Origin of the sequence: Streptomyces niveiscabiei (assembly GCF_033794345.1) — a bacterium.
In the GTDB taxonomy this organism is placed as follows: domain Bacteria; phylum Actinomycetota; class Actinomycetes; order Streptomycetales; family Streptomycetaceae; genus Streptomyces; species Streptomyces niveiscabiei.
Genome location: NZ_JARAYJ010000005.1, coordinates 309,212 through 327,459, shown reverse-complemented (window position 1 = coordinate 327,459; position 18,248 = coordinate 309,212). Strand labels below are relative to the sequence as shown.

Here is an 18,248-nt window from a genome sequence, read left to right as displayed (position 1 = left end):
AGAGGTGCGTGAACCCGCCGCGCACTGCCTCCCATCCGGACTTTAACCGTCGGTCCAGGAATTCCACCTGGTCAACCGATCACTGGAAGCGATCGGGTCGCGGACTGTAACCGCCGGTTCGGACTTTCACCGACCCCGGAGTGCGCTGCTTTAGGTACACGGTCAGTGTGCCACGGCGGACGGTCGTCCATACGGGTGAAGCATGTGGGGTGGCTCACAGGCAGCGGTCCGGCACGCTGGGTATGGATCGCCCTCTCGAAGGAGTTGAACCATGTCCACGATTCTGGTGACCGGCGGGACGGGAACCCTGGGGCGGCCCGTCGTCGAACGCCTGCGGGCGGGGGGTCACGAGGTCCGGGCACTGAGCCGTCGCGGGCCGGAGTACGCCGTCGGCCTGACCGTCGGCGGGCCCGCTCTGCGTACGGCGCTGGCGGGCGTCGACACGGTCGTGCACTGCGCGACTTCGCCCCGCGGGGGTGACGAGAAGGCCGCCCGCCATCTCATCGGGGCAGCGCGCGAGGCCGGGGTGGGGCATCTCGTGTTCATCTCGATCGTGGGGGTCGACCGGGTGCCGCTCGGCTACTACCGGGCCAAACTCGCCGTCGAACACCTGGTGGAGGAGTCGGGCATGGGCTGGACGGTCCTGCGGGCGACCCAGTTCCACGACCTCGTCGCCCACGTGCTGGGCACGCTCGCCAAGTCCCCCCTGCTGCCGGTCCCCGCCGGAGTGAGCGACCAGCCCATCGAGGTCACCGAAGTCGCCGAACGCCTCGCGGAGTTGGCCTCGACCGAGCCCCAGGGACGAGTCCCGGACATGGGCGGCCCCGAGATCCGGACGTTCGACTCCCTCGCCCGGTCGTACCTCAAGGCCCGGGGCGGAAAACGCCGGCTGCTCCGGGTCCCCCTGTGGGGCACGACGTACCGCGCGTTCCGCGCGGGCGGGCATCTGACGCCGGGGAACGCGGTGGGGAAGCGGACGTTCGAGGAGTACTTGGCGGGTGGGTAGGGCGGGGGGCGGGAGGGGCTTGGCGCCGCATACGGGTGCTGATGCCGTACGCCGATGTCTGGAGCCGTCCGCGGGCGTCCCCGGCCCCCTACGAGGCCCCGAACAGCTCGTCCTGCGCGGCTTCCCGAGCGGTCAGCAGGGCCCCGCGCAACACGGCCCCGCCGCCCAACGCGCTGGCCCTGACCTCGGTGGCCAACGGCGCCATCCGCCTGATCCGCGCCTCGACCTTGCCGGCGAGGGGGTCCCCGCCGGCCTGCCCGACCTCGCCGCCGAGGACGACGCATCCCGGGTCGAGGACGGCTACGACGGAGGCGACACCGAGGGCGAGACGGTCGGCGAGGGCGTCGAGGAAGAGGGCGGCGGGGGGATCGGGGAGGGGCGGGACGGCGGCAGCCTCCTCGACGGGGACACCAGCACGAAGTTCGACAGCGGCAGTGGGTGTCGGCAGTGCCGTGCTCCCGGACCCGGCGTCCCCGGCACCCGCCGTGCCCGTACCGTCGGCGGTTTCTCCCCCGGCGGTGTTCTCGGCCGGCGTCCCCGCCCCGCCCCCGGAAGCCGTCCCGGCGTCGTCGGCCCGGGCCTCCGCCCGGGTCACCGCGTCGGCCGCTCCCCGCACCACCTCCGCGGCCCCCTCCCCCGGCACCCCGAACTCCCGCGCCAGCCGCTCGACCGCCCACCCCCCAGCGACGGAGTGGAACCCGCCCTCGCAGTCCGTGGCCGACGGCAGCCCCACCCCGGGCACCGGCAGGAACCCGATCTCGCCGGTGCCGCCGGAGGCGCCCCGGCGCAGGGTCCCGTCGAGGACCACCGCGGCGCCGACTCCCTGTCCGAGCCAGAGCAGGACGAACGTGTCGCGGTCCTGGGCCGCTCCTTCCCCTCGCTCGGCCAGCGCCGCGAGGTTCGTCTCGTTCTCGACGAGTACGCGGGCTGAGGGGAAACGTTCCTGGAGAACCGCCACAAGACGCCGGTGCCAGGTGGGGAGCCCGTTGGAGTCGCGGAGGTCTCCGGTGGCCGGCTCGATCAGCCCCGGCGCTCCGATGCAGACCGTGTGGAGCGTGTCGGCCCCCGCCTCTTTCGCGGCCCGCTCGACGAGGCTGACCGCCTGGTCGAGGGCGAGGTCCGCGGCGAGGTCCCCGGCGATCGGGACGGCCGCCTCCGCGAGCACGCGCCCCACGAGGTCGGAGACGATGACGGCGACCCCGTCGGTGCGTACGTCGAGCGCGGCCAGCGAGGCCCGGCTCGCGACGATCCCGTACAGCTTCGCGTTGGGCCCCCGCCGGTGCGCGCCGGTCTCACCGACGACCTCGATCAGCCCCGCGGCCGTGAGGCGTTCCGCGAGGTCCGCGACCGTCGGCCGGGAGAGCCCCGTGAGCTGCTTCAACTGCCCTGCCGTCAGCGGACCTTCGCGCTGGAGCAGGCGCAGGGCGAGCCGGTCGTTGATGGCTCGGGCCGTGCTCGGTGATGCGGGCATGGCGGGATCCTCCCATGGCCGGGACCGTCTCGGACCGCAGGCGCCCTCTATTTATCAGGAAGGGTCCCTGATAGTTTTCCGCGCGGCAGGGAACAGCGGCTCGACCGAGGGGTGGGCATGGGGACGGACGTACGCCGGGGCCGGTACGCGATCTCGGCGGTGTTCGCCGTGCACGGCGGGGTGACGGGGTCGTTCGCGACCCGCGTCCCGTGGATCCAGGACCACGCGGGCCTCGGCGCGGGCCAGCTGGGCTTCGCGCTGGCGTTCACCGCGTTCGGCGCGGCCTGCGCGATGCCGCTGGCGGGCTGGGTCACGCACCACCTGGGCACGCGGACGGCGCTGCGGACACTGCTCGCGCTGTGGACGCTCTCCCTGGTCCTGCCGTCGCTGGCGCCGAACGTGCTGACCCTGTGCCTGGCGATGTTCGCGTACGGCGCGACCTCGGGGATGGCGGACGTCGCGATGAACGCGATGGGCGTGGAGATCGAGCACCGGCTCGGTAAGTCGGTCATGTCGGGTCTGCACGGCATGTGGAGCGTGGGCACGCTGATCGGCTCGGGCGCGGGCACGCTCGCCGCGCACCTCGGCGCGGACGCGCGTATCCATCACGCGCTGGCCGCGCTGATCCTGACGGCCCTGGGCCTGGCCGCCTGCCACTGGGTCCTGGACCTGCGGCCGACGCAGGGCGAAGAGGCGCCGCCCCGTTTCACGCTGCCGCCGCGCTCGGCGCTGCTGATCGGCGCGGTCGGCTTCTGCGCGGTGTTCGCGGAGGGCGCCAGCATGGACTGGTCGGCGGTGTACCTGGAGGACCGGCTGACGGCGTCGGCGGGGCTCGCGGCGGCCTGCACGACCGGTTTCATGCTGACGATGGCGATCGCGAGGCTGGCCGGGGACGCGGTGGTGAACCGGTTCGGGGTGGTGCGGACCGTGCGCGCCGGCGGGGGGCTCGCCGTGGCGGGCGGCGCGCTGGTCGTCGTCGCGGACCACCCGGCCGTGGCGATGGCCGGGTTCGGGCTGACGGGGTTCGGCATCGCCGTCGTCGTACCGCTGTGCTTCGCGGCGGCGGGGCACGCGGGGCCGAATCCCAGTCAGGCGATCGCGGGCGTGGCGACGATCACGTACACGTCGGGGCTGATCGCGCCGAGCCTGATCGGCGGGGTGGCGCACGCGAGCAGCCTGACCGTGTCGTTCGGGCTGGTCACGGCCCTGTCGTGCGGGCTGCTGCTCTTCGCGGGCGTGCTGCGCGGGGCCGAACGCGCGAAGGCCGATCCTGAGGCCGCAGCGGTGCCGGACCCGCGTCCCTGACATCCGGTGTCCCTCGTTCCGGGGAAGCCCGCCCGTCCGCGCCCCGAACCCCTGCCGGGCCTGTCACCCTTCCTCCATGCCGGAGTTGGAGCGCTACACGTCGTCCGCCGTAGACGCGGTGATCGCCCGGATGCGGGCCCTGGGCGCGGAGTTGCCCGCGCGGGACGGGGTCGCCGTGTTCAACGGGGTCTATCTGGCCGTCACCGAGGAGGTGGACCGGCGCATCGACACGGGCCGCTTCCCGGACCCCCTGGCGGCGGTCACCCTGGACGTGCGGTTCGCGCTGCGGTACCTGGACGCCGTCGACGCGGACCTGAACGACCGCCGTACGCCCGCCTGTTGGCGTCCGCTGTTCCAGATGCGGCGGCATCCGGGGGTCCGGCCGCTCCAGTTCGCGCTGGCCGGGATCAACGCGCACATCGGGCACGACCTGGCGCTGGCCGTCGTGGACGCGTGCCGTGAACTCGGCTGCGAACCGGCCGAGCTGGAGGACGAGTTCGACCAGGTGGGGGACATTCTCGTCACGCTGGAGGAGCGGATCAGGGAGGAGCTGATGCCGGGTCCCGATCTGCTCCAGCTCGCCGACCCGCTCACGCACCTGCTGGGCTCGTGGAGCCTGGAGCGGGCCCGGGCGGCGACCTGGTCGACGGCCCGTGCGCTGTGGGCGCTGCGCCGGTTCCCCGACCTCACCGAGGAGTTCGAGGAGCGGCTGGACGCGGCGGTGGGGTTCGCGGGGCGGATGCTGCTGACGCCGCTGCCTAACTAGGTTCAGTCCTCCGGGAGTTCGACCGGCGCGATCTCGTCGTACACGTCCCCCGGGCCGGGGTTGCCCGGGTCGGTCTGCCCGCCGAAGTGGTGCATCACGCCCCACACCGCGTTCAGCGCGGTCTGCACGGCGCCCTCCGCCCACCCGGCGGTCCACGAGATGTCGTCCCCGGCGAGGAACAGGCCGCGCCGGTCGGCGGGGAGCCGGTCCTGCATGAAGTGGGTGAACAGGCGGCGCTGGTAGCGGTAGTGGCCGGGCAGGTTGGCCTTGAACGCGCCCATGAAATAGGGCTCGTTCTCCCAGGACACGGTCACCGGGCTGCCGATGACGTGGCGCCGGATGTCGACGCCCGGATAGATCTCGCCGAGCGACTTCAGCATGACCTCCATCCGCTCGTTCGCGGACAGCGGCAGCCACTTGAGGCTGTCGTCGCACCACGTGTACGACAGGCAGATCACGGCCGGCTTGTCGGGCCCGTCGTCGAGGAGGTACGTCCCGCGCGTCATCCGGTCGGTGAGGGTCATCGACATGACGTCCCGCCCGGTCGCCGGGTCCTTGTCGAGCCAGAACGGGCGGTCGACGGGGACGAACAGCTTGGAGCTCTCCATGTAGTGGGTGCGCTCGATGGCCGTCCAGTGGTCGACGGGGAAGAGGTCGTCGTCGCACACGACCTTGGACAGCAGCATCCAGGACTGCGCGGTGAACACGGCCGCGCGGTACGTGCGGATCTCGCCGTCGGCGTCGGTGACGGTGATCCGGTTCCCGGCGGTGCGGTGCAGCCGGGTGACGGCGGGCCGGGGTTCGCCCTGCGCGTGCAGCGACTTGAGGGACGTGCCGTACGGCCAGTGGACGAGCTTCGCGGGCTCCGACTCCCAGAGCCTGAGCGGGAGTTGCTGCGAGCCGCCGACGATCCCCCGGTGATGGTCGTCCGCCTCCGTGTAGACGACCCGGAGGATCTCCAGGATGGAGTTCGGGAAGTCGGTGTCCCAGCCGCCCGTGCCGAAGCCGACCTGGCCGAAGATCTCGCGGTGCCTGAACGACCTGAACGCCTCGGAGGCGCACAGGAATCCGTAGAACGTCTGGTTGTCGAGCCGCTCGACGAGCCGCCCCCAGATCTCCCGGATCCTCGGTACGTCCCGCTCGCGCAGCGCCCGGTTCATGTCCGCGAACTCGGCGCCTTCCTCAAGGCATGTGGCCCACGCCTCGGCCACGTCCCGGTACACCTGCGGGAGATCCTCGATCGTCTCCGCGTAGTGGGACTCGCCCTTGAGGTCGACGACCGTCGAAGGGGTGGCCTCCGCGAGGGGGTTGGGGAAGGGGCGGGTCTCCAGGCCGACCAGGTCGATGTAGTGCTGGAGGGCCGTGGAGGACGGCGGGAAGCGCATCGCGCCCATCTCGGCGGTCAGCGAGGGGTCGCAGCCCTCGAAGCCGACGGTCCGCAGCCGCCCGCCGATCCGGTCGGCCTCGTACACGACCGGCTTGAGCCCCATCCGCATCAGCTCGTACGCGGCGACGATCCCCGACAACCCGCCCCCGATGACGGCGACTTCGGCGCCGTGCTCGGTCGCCGGTATCTGTCCGAGGCCCGCCGGATGCGCGAGGAAGTCGTCGTAGGCGTACGGGAAGTCCGGCCCGAACATCGTGATCGGCGGCTGCTGCGCGTCGGCGTGCTCTACGGCGTTGGGCACCATGGACGTCATGGGGGTACGGACTCCTTGCGGTTCTACGGGTGTTCAGGGGCGCGCGAGGGAGCCGTACAGGCCCGGGCGGCGGTCGGCTAGATAGGGGTTGGCCGCGCGGGAGGCGGCCAGGAACGCGGGGTCGGCGTCCGCGAGGAGCAGTTCCTCGGCGCGGCCGGCCCGGGCGCGGGCGACTCCGTCGGGGCCGGCCAGCACGGAGAGGCCGACGAAGTCGAACTCCCCTTCCGCGCCGACCCTGTTGACGTACGCCACGTACATCTGGCTCTCGAACGCCCGGACCGGGATCATCGCCTCCGCGACGAACTGGAAGGGGTGCATCTGGGCCGTCGGCACGATCAGCAGGTCGGTGCCGGCGAGGGCGTGCGCGCGGACGTTCTCCGGGAACTCGACGTCGTAGCAGATCATCAGGCCGACGGTCAGCCCGCCCAACTCCACCTGGACGACGGGCTGTTCACCGGGTGTGAAGTGGTCGTGCTCGAAGCGGCCGAAGAGGTGGGTCTTGCGGTAGTTGGCGAGCCGGTCGCCGCTCGCCGAGATCACCTGGGCCGCGTTGAAGACGCTCTCGCCGGCCCGCTCGGGGTAGCCGTACGCGATCGTGAGGCCGTGCCGTGCGGCCAGGTCCGCGACCGCGTCCGCGGAGTCGCCGTCCGCCGGTTCCGCGAGGCCCTCGACGTCGACCGCGTACCCCGTCAGGAACAGCTCCGGTGCCACCAGCAGCTCCGCGCCCGCCTCGGCCGCCCGCCCGGCCGCCTCGCCGAGCGCCTTGAGGTTCCCCTCGACCGCGCCGGGGCGTCCGGAGCTCTGGAGCAGGGCGATGCGCATACGTGTCCTCACCTGGGCGGAAGGGGGGTGTCGGGGGCCAGATAGACGGTACGGTCGGCCGGGCCGGGCGGACAATAGGCACCCATTGCACACAGGCGAGCGATTCGTTGCGCGATGCGGGCAGACCCCGGCGATTCGTTGCGTGTGCCTCTTACGCGGGCGCGCGCCTCAGCAGCGGCGACAGCACCAGCACCGACTTGGTGCGCTCCACGAACGGCTCCCCCGCGATGCGCTCCAGCACCCGCTCGAAGTGCCGCATGTCGGAGGCGAAGACCTGGGCGATGGCGTCGGCGTCCCCGGTGACGGTCGACGCGGCGACGACCTCCTGATACCGCTCAAGACCCCGCCGGATGGTCTCCGGCGAGGTGTTCCTGCGGCAGTGGATCTCGACGAACCCCTCGGTCTCCCACCCGAGCGCCACCGGATCGACCCGCACGGTGAACCCGGCGATGGCCCCGCTCTCCCGCAGCCGGTCCACCCTGCGCTTCACGGCGGGCGCGGACAGCCCGACGAGCTGCCCGATGTCGGCATAGGACCGCCGGGCGTCTTCGGCGAGGGCGTGCACGATACGTTCGTCCAGGTCGTTCAACACATACGGCAGTAGACCACGCGCTCAGCGGCTCAGCTCCCGCGTGAGGAACCGGCACGGATCGACGTGCTCGTGCCGGACGCCCCGCGGGTCGACCTCGGTCCAGCGGTCGACGTACCGCACGCCGGGCCGGTACCCGAGGCGCGCGTACAGCGCCGCCGCACGCGGGTTGCGGTCGTCCACGCCGAGCCCCATGACCTCGACGCCCCGGTCGAGCGCGAGTTCCTCGGCGGCCCGGATCAGCGCCGTACCGATGCCCTGCGAGCGCAGGTTCTCGGGCCACACGAACAGGGCGTTGATCTCGGGGCAGCCGGGGTGGGCGGCCTGGACCTCGGGGGCCTCGCAGCCGGTCCAGAGGACATCCGCGTGGCCGACGGGACGGCCGTCGAGCCACGGGATCAGATAGGTGCTGCCGCCCGCCTCCTGGCGGGCGAAGCGCAGGGGGTGGCTGCCGTCGACGCTGGCCGACGGCATGACACGCTCCAGCGTGACGAGGTCCTTGCGGCGGCAGGCCAAGATCTCCATGGGGACGACGCTAGAACGCGCCGCCCCCGGTCCGCCTCCCCTTTGCCGAAGTCCCTAGCTCCAGCTGGCGTGCAGCGGCTTGCCCTCGGCGTACCCGGCAGCGCTCTGGATGCCGACGACCGCCTTCTCCTCGAACTCGGCGAGGGAACCGGCGCCCGCGTAGGTGCAGGACGAGCGCACCCCGGCGATGACGGAGTCGATCAGGTCCTCCACGCCGGGCCGGGCCGGGTCGAGGAACATGCGGGACGTCGAGATGCCCTCCTCGAACAGCGCCTTGCGGGCGCGGTCGTACGCGGACTCCTCGGACGTGCGGTTGCGGACCGCGCGGGCCGACGCCATGCCGAAGGACTCCTTGTACAGGCGCCCGTTCGCGTCCTGCTGGAGGTCGCCCGGCGACTCGTACGTCCCGGCGAACCAGGAGCCGATCATCACGTTGGACGCGCCGGCCGCGAGGGCCATCGCGACGTCGCGCGGGTGGCGGACACCGCCGTCGGCCCAGACGTGCTTGCCGTGCTTGCGGGCCTCGGCCGCGCACTCCAGGACGGCGGAGAACTGGGGGCGTCCGACGCCGGTCATCATGCGGGTCGTGCACATCGCGCCGGGACCGACGCCGACCTTGATGATGTCCGCGCCGGCCTCGATCAGGTCCCGTACGCCCTCGGCGGAGACGATGTTGCCGGCGACGATCGGCACCCGGGGGTCCAGGGCGCGGACCGTGCGGATCGCGCTGATCATCGACTCCTGGTGGCCGTGGGCCGTGTCGATGACGAGCGTGTCGACGCCCGCGTCGAGGAGCTGCTTGGCCTTGCCGGCGACGTCCCCGTTGATGCCGACGGCGGCGGCGATGCGCAGCTTGCCGTCGGCGTCCACGGCCGGCGTGTAGAGGGTCGCCCGCAGCGCGCCCTTGCGGGTGAGGATGCCGGCGAGCTTGCCGTCCTTGTCGACGGCCGGCGCGTACCGCCGGTTCGCCCCGTCGAGGGTCGTGAACGCCTCGCGCGGGTCGATGTCCGCGTCGAGGAGCAGCAGGTCACGGGACATGACCTCGCCGAGCTGCGTGAACCGGTCGACGCCGGTGAGGTCCTGGTCGGTGACGACGCCGACGGGACGGCGCTCCTCGTCGACGACGACACCGGCGTTGTGCGCGCGCTTCGGGAGCAGCGCGAGGGCGTCGGCGACGGTCTGCTGGGGCGACAGCACGATCGGCGTGTCGAGGACGTGGTGGCGGCTCTTGACCCAGGAGACGACGTCCGTGACGACGTCGATCGGGATGTCCTGCGGGATGACGACGAGCCCGCCGCGCCGGGCCACCGTCTCGGCCATCCGGCGCCCCGCGATCGCGGTCATGTTGGCGACGACCAGGGGGATCGTCGTACCCGTCCCGTCCGGCGAGCGCAGGTCCACCGCCTGGCGGGAGCCGACCGCGCTGCGGCTCGGGACCATGAAGACGTCGTCGTAGGTGAGGTCGTACGCGGGCTTGATGTCATGGAGAAAACGCACGTACTTGATTCTCCCACGCGGAGGGCCGATGGCACTCCGGGAGAAACGTCCAGGCTGTGCGGGGACGTCCTGGAGCTTCCTACAGGGCGAGCAGGACGGGTACCCGCGCCTCCTCGAAGATCTCCAGCGCGATCTCCCACTCGTCGGGCCTGGCCTTGGCGTACGGCCGCCAGTCGCGGACGACGACGCGCCGCTCCTCCTGGTCGCGCAGGACGTCGGTGAGCGCGTCCCAGTTGCGGCCGAACCAGTCGGGCAGGCGCAGGCCCTCGGCGAACCGGTCCATCAGTCCGGCCTTGTCCGTGACGCCGTCGAGGTCGATCACGATGTCGGTCATCTCAGTACCGTCCGGAACGAGTCGTAGTGATCATCGGTGTAGTAGATCTCGCCGCCCTGGCCGGTGACAATGCGCCGGGCGCCCCGGTCGCGCGAGCCGGGGGTCTTCACGGTGTACTCGTGGTAGTAGCCGCGCTTCTCTTTCGGCAGCCGTCCCTCGAAGTTCCCGAAGACGACGCCGTCGCGGGAGTAGGGGTAGGGGCCGCCCTTGTCGATGAGGGCGAGGGTGGTGCGGGCCTCGGCGGGGAGGTCGGCGGCCTTGACGGTGGCGAGGCCGTTGGCAGAGCTGGTCTCGGCGCTCGTACGGGACCGATCATTCGTACGATGGTCCGACGAGCATCCGGCGACACCCCCGGCCAGGACCAGCACACACAGAAGCACCCGGGAGACGAACCGCAGCAGCATGCCGTCGATGCTGCCACGGCCGTCCCCGCGCGGCCTTCCGTCAGACCCCGTCCGGGTCGGACCGGTTCAGCGCCGGCTTGGGCGTGGGCCCCGCGGTCATCAGATAGTCCGCCGCCGAGGTGTCCGTGACGAGGCTCGTCACCAGCCCCGACCTGAGCACCGCGTCGATCGCCGCCGCCTTGCGCTGCCCGCCCGCGATGGCGACGACCTCGGGGATACGGCGCAGCTGGTCGGCCTTGACGGTGATGCACCGCTCGCCGAGGTCCCGGCCCACCCGGCGCCCCTCGCTGTCGAAGAGGTGCGCGGACATCTCGGCCGCGACGCCGAGGGAGGAGTAGTGGGCCCGCTCCTCGTCCGTCAGCATGTCGTGGACCGTGGAGACGCCCGGCTCCCAGGAGCCGATGGAGACGCAGGCGACCGTGACCTTGTCGAAGTACTCGAAGGCCCGCGCGATCCCGGTCTGGCTGCGCAGCGCGGCGGCGGTGGCCGCGTCCGGCAGCAGCATGGGCGCGTAGATGGGGTGGGCGTCGCCGCCGGACACCTGAGCCGCCCGGCGGACCGCCTCGACCGAGCCGCGCTCGGCCGTGCCCGCGTCGTACACCCCCGTCAGCTGCACCACCGTGCAGGGCGGCAGCCGGTCGAGGGCCGCGGCCATGTTGATGGTGGAGCGGCCCCAGGCCAGGCCCAGGACGTCGCCCTCGTCGACGAGCTCGCCGAGCAGGTCGGCGGCGACCTCGCCCAGGTTCTCGGGGTCGGGGGAGTCCTCGGCGTCCGCCGGGGACTCGACCACGACCGCGTGCCTCAGGCCGTAGCGGGCGCGCAGCGCGTCGGAGCGCTCGGCGTCCAGCTCGGCCGGTACCCGGATCTCGATGCGTACGAGATCCCGTTCGAGAGCGGTCTCCAGGACCCGGGCCACCTTGAAGCGGCTGACGCCGAACTCCTCGGCGATCTGGATCTTGGACTTGCCCTCCAGGTAGAAGCGGCGGGCCATGGCCGCCGCCTGCACCAGCTCCGCGGGTCCCATCCGCATGGCCGACCGGCCCGCCGACATACCCGACACGGCGATCTCCTCACTGCTGTTTCACACTCTGGATTCGCCGTTCATCCTCGCAGATCCGGCGGTCTTGATCAGCCCTGAACGGCTCTGTTGCAGGGTTCGTTCACTTGCCCGTGGCCCGGTGGTCGCATGCCGCCTCGGCCTGGGCCCGCAGTCCGCGCACGGCCGCTGCCGGGTCCTCGGCGCCGTACACCGCCGAACCGGCGACGAAGACGTCCGCGCCCGCCTCGGCGCAGCGTTCGATCGTGCTCGCGGAGACGCCGCCGTCGACCTGGAGCCACAGCTGGAGGCCGTGCTTGTCGATGAGCTGCCGGGTGCGGCGGATCTTCGGCAGCATGATGTCGAGGAACGCCTGGCCGCCGAAGCCCGGCTCGACGGTCATGATCAGCAGCATGTCGAGCTCGGGGAGGAGGTCCTCGTACGGCTCGATGGGCGTCGCCGGCTTCAGGGCCATCGACGCGCGCCCGCCCTCGGCGCGGATCTCGCGGGCCAGGCGGACGGGGGCGGCGGCGGCCTCCACGTGGAAGGTGACCGAGGAGGCGCCGGCCTCGATGTACCGCGGGGCCCAGCGGTCCGGGTCCTCGATCATCAGGTGGCAGTCCAGCGGGGTGTCCGTCGCCTTCGCCAGGGACTCCACGATCGGGACGCCGAGGGTGAGGTTGGGGACGAAGTGGTTGTCCATGACGTCGACGTGGAGCCAGTCGGCTCCCTCGACGGCCTTGGCCTCGTCCGCCAGGCGGGCGAAGTCGGCGGAGAGGATGCTGGGGTTGATCTGCACGGCCATGGGGCTAGCCTCCCACGACCGGGCGGGGTGGTGAGCACCGGTGGGGGAGGCGGGACAACATTTGGTGCGATGATCTTATTTAATCGCCCTTTACCTTCCAGGGGTGCCCGTCGGCGCTTGTGCGATCATCCGACCCGGCGGATCAGCGCGAGGTACATCGCGTCCGTCCCGTGCACATGCGGCCACAGCTGTACGTCGGGACCCTCCCCCAACCCCGGCACACCCGGCAGCAGGGGGCGCGCGTCGATCAGGTCCGTCGCCGGGAACTGCTTCAGCACGTCGGCGACGACCGCCCGCGTCTCCGCGAGGTGCGGCGAGCAGGTCGCGTACCCGACGACTCCGCCGACCCGCACCGACTCCAGCGCGGTCCTCAGCAGGTCCCGCTGCAAGGGCGCGAACCCTTCGAGGTCCTCGGGGCGACGCCGCCAGCGGGCCTCCGGGCGGCGGCGCAGGGCGCCGAGGCCGGTGCAGGGGACGTCCACGAGCACACGGTCGAAGACGCCCGGCCGCCACGGGGGGCGCGTCCCGTCCGCCGCGATCACCTGGTACGGCCCCGGATTGCCGGCCAGCGCCTTCGCGACCAGGCCCGCGCGGTGCGGCTGCTTCTCCGACGCCAGCAGGGTCGCGCCGCGCTCGGCGGCGAGGGCGGCGAGCAGTGCGGCCTTGCCGCCGGGGCCCGCGCAGCCGTCCAGCCACCGCCGGTCCGGGCCCTCGACCGGCGCGTTCGCGAGGGCCAGCGCGACCAGCTGACTCCCCTCGTCCTGCACGCCGGCCCGGCCCTCGCGGACGGCGTCGACCGCGCCCGGCTCCCCGCCCTCCGTCAGCCTCACGGCATACGGCGACCAGCGGCCGGGTACCGCCGCCTCCTCCTCCAGCAGCTCCCCCACGACCGACCTGCCCGGCCTCGCCACCAGCGTCACCTCGGGGCGCTCGTTGTCCGCCGCCAGCAGCTCCTCGATCCCGGCCCGGCCGCCGCCCAGCGAGTCCCACAGCGCCGAGACGATCCAGCGGGGGTGCGAGTGGACGACGGCGAGGTGGTCCTCCGGGTCCTCGTCGTACGGCGGGGCGACCTTCTCGGTCCACCCGTCCAGGTCGTCCTGCGCGATCTTCCGCAGCACCGCGTTGACGAACTTGGCGCGGCCGTCGCCGAGCACCACCCGCGCGAGCTCGACCGAGGCGGACACGGCGGCGTGGGTGGGGATCCTGGTCCCGAGCAGCTGATGCGCGCCGAGGCTCAGCACGTCCAGCACCGGCGGGTCGACCTCCCGCAGCGGGCGGTCGATGCAGGCGGCGATGACCGCGTCGTACGTCCCCTGCCGCCGCAGCGTCCCGTACACCAGCTCGGTGGCCAGCGCGGCGTCCCGCCCGTCGAACTCCCCCTTCTCCCGCGCCTTCCTCAGCAGCGGCGGCAGCACGAGATTCGCGTACGCGTCCCGCTCGTCCACCGCCCGCAACGCCTCGAACGCCAACATCCGTACGGGGTCCTTCTTGGGCCGCCGATACGGTTTACCGGTCTTACGGGGCTGCGCAGAGGTGTCGCTCACGAAAAGGTGCTCCGGGTCATCACGAAAGGTCAGAGCTCAAGCGTACGCCGGGGCGGGCCCGCGCCCGCGCCCCGCGTGCTACGCCCCCAGCGTCTCCCCGTCCGCCCCCCGGACGCCCCGCGCCCAGTCCGCCGCGCGCATCGGCTTCTTGCCCTGGGCCTGGACCCACAGCAACTCCACGGCGTACGAGCCGGTTCCGACGTACACGTTGTTCTTCCCCACGGCCAGCTGACCGGGCGCGAGGCCGGTGCGGTCGGGCAGCGGCACCGCCTGGATCAGCTTGAGGCGCTCGCCTCGGAACGTGGTCCAGGCGCCCGGGGCGGGGGTGCAGCCCCGTACGACGCGGTCGACGCGCAGGGCCGGTGCCCGCCAGTCGACGCGCGCGTCCTCGACGGTGATCTTCGGGGCCAGGGAGATGCCCTCGGTGCTCTGCGGCACCGCCTCCAGGGTGCCGTCCTCGATGCCGTCCATGGTCGCCGCGAGCAGGCCGGCGCCGGCGAACGCGAGGCGGGTCAGGAGGTCGCCGCTCGTGTCGGTGGGCCGGACCGTCTCCGTGACAGTGCCGTACACCGGGCCGGAGTCGAGGCCCTCCTCGATGAGGAACGTGGACGCCCCGGTGATCTCGTCGCCGGCCATGATCGAGTGCTGTACGGGGGCGGCTCCCCGCCAGGCCGGCAGCAGGGAGAAGTGCAGGTTGACCCAGCCCCGCGCGGGCACGTCCAGCGCGACCCTGGGCAGCAGCGCCCCGTACGCGACGACAGGGCAGCAGTCCGGGCCGATCTCCCGCAGCCGCTCCAGGAACTCCGGCTCCCGGGGCCGCCCCGGCTTCAGCACCTCGATCCCGGCCTCCATCGCCCGCTCGGCCACCGGCGACGCGACAAGCCGCCGCCCCCGCCCCGCCGGCGCGTCCGGCCGCGTCACCACGGCCACGACCTCATGCCGCCCCGCCCCGATCAGAGCGTCCAGAGCGGGAACGGCGACCTCGGGGGTACCAGCGAAGACAAGCCTCATGGAAGGGGGGAACCTCTCGGGGAGAAGGGGGACAGGGGAGACAGAGGGGGCGGGGAGGACAGGGAGGACAGGGAGGACAGGGAGGACAGGGAGGACAGGGAGGAAGACGACCAGCACAGCAGTCTAGAAGCCGCGCGGATCTCCTGCCCACGAGGGAAAGCCGCCGACGGCGAGTACGCCCCACGGGAGAGTCCAGCCTCTCAACGAACTGGAAACGGGCGGTGCGCGGGCGGGGAACCCCCACGGCGAAGCCGAAGGCGAGCCGGGGGGCGTACGCATATGCCCATACGCCCCCACCCCGTGACCCGCGGAGCGAATCCGCGTTGGTCAAGAAAGAGTTGACCCCTATCTCTTAACGCCGGTTCGAGAGGCTTGTTCATGGCCGACCACGCAACCCACGACGCCCAGGCCCGGGCCAGCCTGCACTTGCTGGTGCGGGACATCGAGCGGGTCCGCCGCCAGGTGGACGCACTCCGCACCCTCACCGCCCAACTGGGCAACGTCTACCGCCCCCGCCGCTCCGGCCCCTCCACGGGCTTCGTGGTCTACGGCCGCGCCCCCGCCCCCACCGTCCGCCTCGCCCAGGAGCTCCGGGACAGCGTGGAGACGCTGGTGACGGCGGCGGTCGAGTTCGACCGCTCCCTCGGCTTCTCCTGGGACGCGGTGGGCTCGGCCCTGGGCGTGACGAAGCAGGCGGTCCACCGCCGCTACGGCGCCCGCCGCGCCCCGGCCGCCACCCCCGAACCGTCCCTCCCCTCGGACCCCACCCGCCCCCTGAACGTCGGCACCGGCATCACCACGGTCCCCACCGTCCCCGCGGCCCGCTCCATGCCGACCCAGCCCACAGCAGGCAGCCCCGCCCTCCGGGAAGACCCCCGCCCCACCCCTTTCCCCAGCCCCCGAAACGGCTGACCCCACCCCGGCACGCCCGCCCCGCCGCTGCCCTCTTGCCCGACCGCGAGAGGGCAGCGGCATATACCGCCCTCTCAGCCACGGCCGACCACGCCACACCCCTCACCCACCTTCACCTTGCCGTAGCCACGACCGGCCACACCGCAGCCCGCACCAGCACCAGCACCAGCACCAGCACCAGCACCAGCACCAGCACCAGCCTTGCCCTAGCCACGGCCAGCCACACCGCACCCCACACCCACCTTGCCGTAGCCACAGCCGGCCACACCCCTCACCGCACCCGCCCCACCACCAAAACCACCCACCCCCTCCCCCATCCCAACGGCCCCAGCCCTCACCCTCGCCCCACCACCCCCACCCTCACCCGATATCCGCCGGATCAACCCGAACCCAAACTCGCCCCTCCTCTCCCCCACCCCCCCGAGCCATCCGCGCAGCCTGAGCCGCCTTCAACGCCGCCGCCAACGCCCCGCCCCGCCCCGGCGGCACCCGCACCAACGCCCGTTCCCACCGCTCCCCCGGCGGCGGCCCCCCGACTCTCCGGGGCCGGCCGACAGGAGTCACCGGCACGGGAACAGGCCCCAGCACCTCGGCCTCGGCAGGCAGTTCGGCGACGGCCAGGAACCCGGTGACAGCGTCCGCCGGCCCGGACACCGAGGCCATCCGGGAAACCGGCGGAAACCCCAGCTCCGCCCGCTCGGCCAGCTCACGCACCGCGTGCCCCACGGGATCCCACCGCACGAGCGCCTGCACCGGCCGCAGAGTCGGCTCGGCGACCACGACGACGGTCCCCCCCTCCCCCTGGGGCCGCACCAGGGCCGCCGCGGCGATCCACCGCCGCAGCGCCTCCTCCCCGGCCCGCAGATCGGGCCGCCCGAGCATGGCCCACCCGTCGAGCAGCAGGGCAGCCGCGTACCCCCCGTCGGCGACGGGTTCCGCACCCGGCGTACTCACCACCAGCGCGGGCGCCCCCGACACCGTGTCCAGCACCTGCTCACGCCCGGACGTCCGCACCGGCACGGCGGGAAACGCCCGCCCCAACTCCTCGGCGGTCCGCCGGGCCCCCACGACCTGCGCCCGCAACCGCACGCTGCCGCACTCGGGGCAGCTCCAGGCGGCTTCCCCCCGCCCGCACCACCCGCACGAGAGCCCGCCCCCGTCGCCCCCCTCCAACGGCCCCGCGCAGTGCCGGCACCGGGCAGGCTCACGGCACTGCGCGCAGGCCATCCGGGGCACGTACCCCCGCCGGGGCACCTGCACGAGCACGGGCCCGGACTTCAGCCCCTCCCGTACGGCCTGCCAGGCAAGGGTCGGCAGCCGCGCGGCCCGGGCCGCCTCGTCCCGCGCGAGGTCCTGGTCACCCACGGTCCGCACGAGCGGCGCGGCGAGCCGCACCTGCTCCCGCCGGGCGACGATCGGCCGGGCCCACCCGCTCTCGACGAGCTGCGCGGCCTCGACGGTGCAGCTCCAACTCCCCAGCAGGAACCCGCACTTCTCCTGCGCGGCCCGCAGCAGCAGCACGTCCCGCACATGCGGCTGAGGGGCATGCGGCTCGCTGTGGCTGCCGTCCCCGTCGTCCCACACGACGACGAGCCCCAGGTCGCGCACCGGCGCGAACATCGCGGCCCGGGTCCCCACGACGGCCCGCACACTCCCCCGCGACACGGCGAGCCACTCCCGGTACCGCTTCTCGGGCCCGGCGTCGGCGGTCAGCACGGCGTGCCGCCCCTCCCCCAGCACCCGCGTCAACGCGGCATCGACCCGCCCGACGGCCCGCCCGTCGGGTACGACGACAAGGGCCCCCCGCCCCGAAGCGAGCGTAGCCCCCACGGCCCGGGCCACCTCCTCGCTCCAGGCGCTCCCCGGCAGCGCGTTCCACACCGCCCGGGGCACCCCGCCGCGCCCCAACGCCTCGACGAACGCCGCCCCGGCCTCGTACCGCTCCCAGGACCCGGCCGACGGCATCGCGGGCGGCCCCGACGGCGCCGGCGAAGCCTGCTGCTCGGCCCGGGCACTCCGGGGCGGCACAGCAAGCTGCAACACGTCGGCAAGACTCCCGGCGTACCGATCCGCGACCCCCCGGGCAAGCGCCAACAGCTGAGGCCCGAGCACGACTTCAGGCGACACCACTTGCGCCAGCGCGGCCAGGGGCCCGGAGTACTCGGACCGAGCAACCCTCTCGACGAGAAACCCGTCGATCAACGCACCCCCCTCCCGCCGCCCCCCTCGCACCTTCCCCCTCCCAGCCCCGAACCGCACCCTCACCCGCACCCCCGGCTGAGCCACCGCATCCAACTCGGCCGGCACCGCGTAATCAAACAACCGATCCAGATGCAGCACCCCCTTGTCCACCAACACCCGAGCCACCGGCAACTCCCCCGCCAACGCCGCCCCCCGCCACGTCCCCGGCTTGGCCCGCGCCTTCTTCACCCCTTCCCGCATAAAAGCCAACTGCTCAGCCCCCACCTCGCCCCCACTCCCCGACCCGTTCCCACTGCTCACACCCTCATAGATACCAAAC

17 protein-coding genes and 1 riboswitch are annotated in these 18,248 nt (G+C 72.9%); of the genes, 4 read left to right on the top strand and 13 right to left on the bottom strand.

Annotated elements, in window-relative coordinates:
• Positions 1-17 precede the first annotated feature (17 nt).
• Positions 18-148, bottom strand: a riboswitch (FMN riboswitch).
• A 123-nt stretch (positions 149-271) separates the two neighbouring features.
• On the top strand, positions 272-1,006 hold the full coding sequence (locus PV682_RS09765) for an SDR family oxidoreductase (RefSeq protein WP_319726156.1): 735 nt from the start codon (positions 272-274) through the stop codon (positions 1,004-1,006).
• An 88-nt stretch (positions 1,007-1,094) separates the two neighbouring features.
• On the opposite strand, the gene PV682_RS09760 is transcribed toward PV682_RS09765, so the two are convergent.
• Complete coding sequence (locus PV682_RS09760) at positions 1,095-2,477, bottom strand: ROK family transcriptional regulator (RefSeq protein ID WP_319726154.1); 1,383 nt, start codon at positions 2,475-2,477, stop codon at positions 1,095-1,097.
• Positions 2,478-2,594: 117 nt separating this feature from the next.
• Between PV682_RS09760 and PV682_RS09755 the strand changes: the two genes are divergently transcribed.
• On the top strand, positions 2,595-3,782 hold the full coding sequence (locus PV682_RS09755) for an MFS transporter (RefSeq protein WP_319726152.1): 1,188 nt from the start codon (positions 2,595-2,597) through the stop codon (positions 3,780-3,782).
• A 76-nt stretch (positions 3,783-3,858) separates the two neighbouring features.
• Positions 3,859-4,548 carry a DUF5995 family protein gene (locus PV682_RS09750; protein ID WP_319726150.1) on the top strand — a complete coding sequence of 230 codons (690 nt, stop codon included), beginning with the start codon at positions 3,859-3,861 and terminating at the stop codon, positions 4,546-4,548.
• Between the two features lie 2 nt (positions 4,549-4,550).
• On the opposite strand, the gene PV682_RS09745 is transcribed toward PV682_RS09750, so the two are convergent.
• The 11 genes from PV682_RS09745 to fmt form a co-directional block, all read right to left on the bottom strand.
• Positions 4,551-6,248: a flavin monoamine oxidase family protein gene (locus tag PV682_RS09745; protein WP_319726148.1), complete on the bottom strand. Its 1,698-nt coding sequence runs from the start codon at positions 6,246-6,248 to the stop codon at positions 4,551-4,553.
• Between the two features lie 33 nt (positions 6,249-6,281).
• Positions 6,282-7,070 (bottom strand): carbon-nitrogen hydrolase family protein, encoded by a 789-nt coding sequence (locus tag PV682_RS09740; protein ID WP_319726145.1) that lies wholly within the window; start codon positions 7,068-7,070, stop codon positions 6,282-6,284.
• A gap of 151 nt (positions 7,071-7,221) precedes the next feature.
• Positions 7,222-7,662: an Lrp/AsnC family transcriptional regulator gene (locus PV682_RS09735; protein WP_055722656.1), complete on the bottom strand. Its 441-nt coding sequence runs from the start codon at positions 7,660-7,662 to the stop codon at positions 7,222-7,224.
• Between the two features lie 21 nt (positions 7,663-7,683).
• Entirely contained in the window at positions 7,684-8,184 is a 501-nt protein-coding gene (locus PV682_RS09730; protein WP_319726142.1) for a GNAT family N-acetyltransferase, read from the bottom strand.
• A 54-nt stretch (positions 8,185-8,238) separates the two neighbouring features.
• Entirely contained in the window at positions 8,239-9,681 is a 1,443-nt protein-coding gene (locus tag PV682_RS09725) for a GuaB1 family IMP dehydrogenase-related protein (RefSeq protein ID WP_055722654.1), read from the bottom strand.
• 79 nt (positions 9,682-9,760) lie between these two features.
• Positions 9,761-10,015 carry a barstar family protein gene (locus PV682_RS09720; protein WP_319726140.1) on the bottom strand — a complete coding sequence of 85 codons (255 nt, stop codon included), beginning with the start codon at positions 10,013-10,015 and terminating at the stop codon, positions 9,761-9,763.
• Positions 10,012-10,419 (bottom strand): ribonuclease, encoded by a 408-nt coding sequence (locus PV682_RS09715; protein ID WP_319726138.1) that lies wholly within the window; start codon positions 10,417-10,419, stop codon positions 10,012-10,014. Before PV682_RS09715 ends, PV682_RS09720 begins: the two co-directional genes overlap by 4 nt.
• 40 nt (positions 10,420-10,459) lie before the next feature.
• The gene (locus PV682_RS09710) at positions 10,460-11,470 is read right to left on the bottom strand and encodes a sugar-binding transcriptional regulator (protein ID WP_319726311.1); all 1,011 of its coding nucleotides are present in this window, start codon (positions 11,468-11,470) and stop codon (positions 10,460-10,462) included.
• 109 nt (positions 11,471-11,579) lie between these two features.
• Positions 11,580-12,260: a ribulose-phosphate 3-epimerase gene (gene rpe / locus PV682_RS09705; protein ID WP_319726135.1), complete on the bottom strand. Its 681-nt coding sequence runs from the start codon at positions 12,258-12,260 to the stop codon at positions 11,580-11,582.
• A gap of 125 nt (positions 12,261-12,385) precedes the next feature.
• Positions 12,386-13,732 carry an RsmB/NOP family class I SAM-dependent RNA methyltransferase gene (locus tag PV682_RS09700; RefSeq protein WP_407705632.1) on the bottom strand — a complete coding sequence of 449 codons (1,347 nt, stop codon included), beginning with the start codon at positions 13,730-13,732 and terminating at the stop codon, positions 12,386-12,388.
• A 150-nt stretch (positions 13,733-13,882) separates the two neighbouring features.
• Complete coding sequence (fmt, locus tag PV682_RS09695; RefSeq protein WP_319726131.1) at positions 13,883-14,815, bottom strand: methionyl-tRNA formyltransferase; 933 nt, start codon at positions 14,813-14,815, stop codon at positions 13,883-13,885.
• 378 nt (positions 14,816-15,193) lie between these two features.
• Between fmt and PV682_RS09690 the strand changes: the two genes are divergently transcribed.
• Positions 15,194-15,727 carry a hypothetical protein gene (locus tag PV682_RS09690; RefSeq protein WP_109362927.1) on the top strand — a complete coding sequence of 178 codons (534 nt, stop codon included), beginning with the start codon at positions 15,194-15,196 and terminating at the stop codon, positions 15,725-15,727.
• A gap of 360 nt (positions 15,728-16,087) precedes the next feature.
• Here PV682_RS09690 and PV682_RS09685 read toward each other — a convergent pair whose 3' ends face one another.
• Complete coding sequence (locus PV682_RS09685) at positions 16,088-18,229, bottom strand: primosomal protein N' (protein ID WP_319726128.1); 2,142 nt, start codon at positions 18,227-18,229, stop codon at positions 16,088-16,090.
• Positions 18,230-18,248 lie beyond the last annotated feature (19 nt).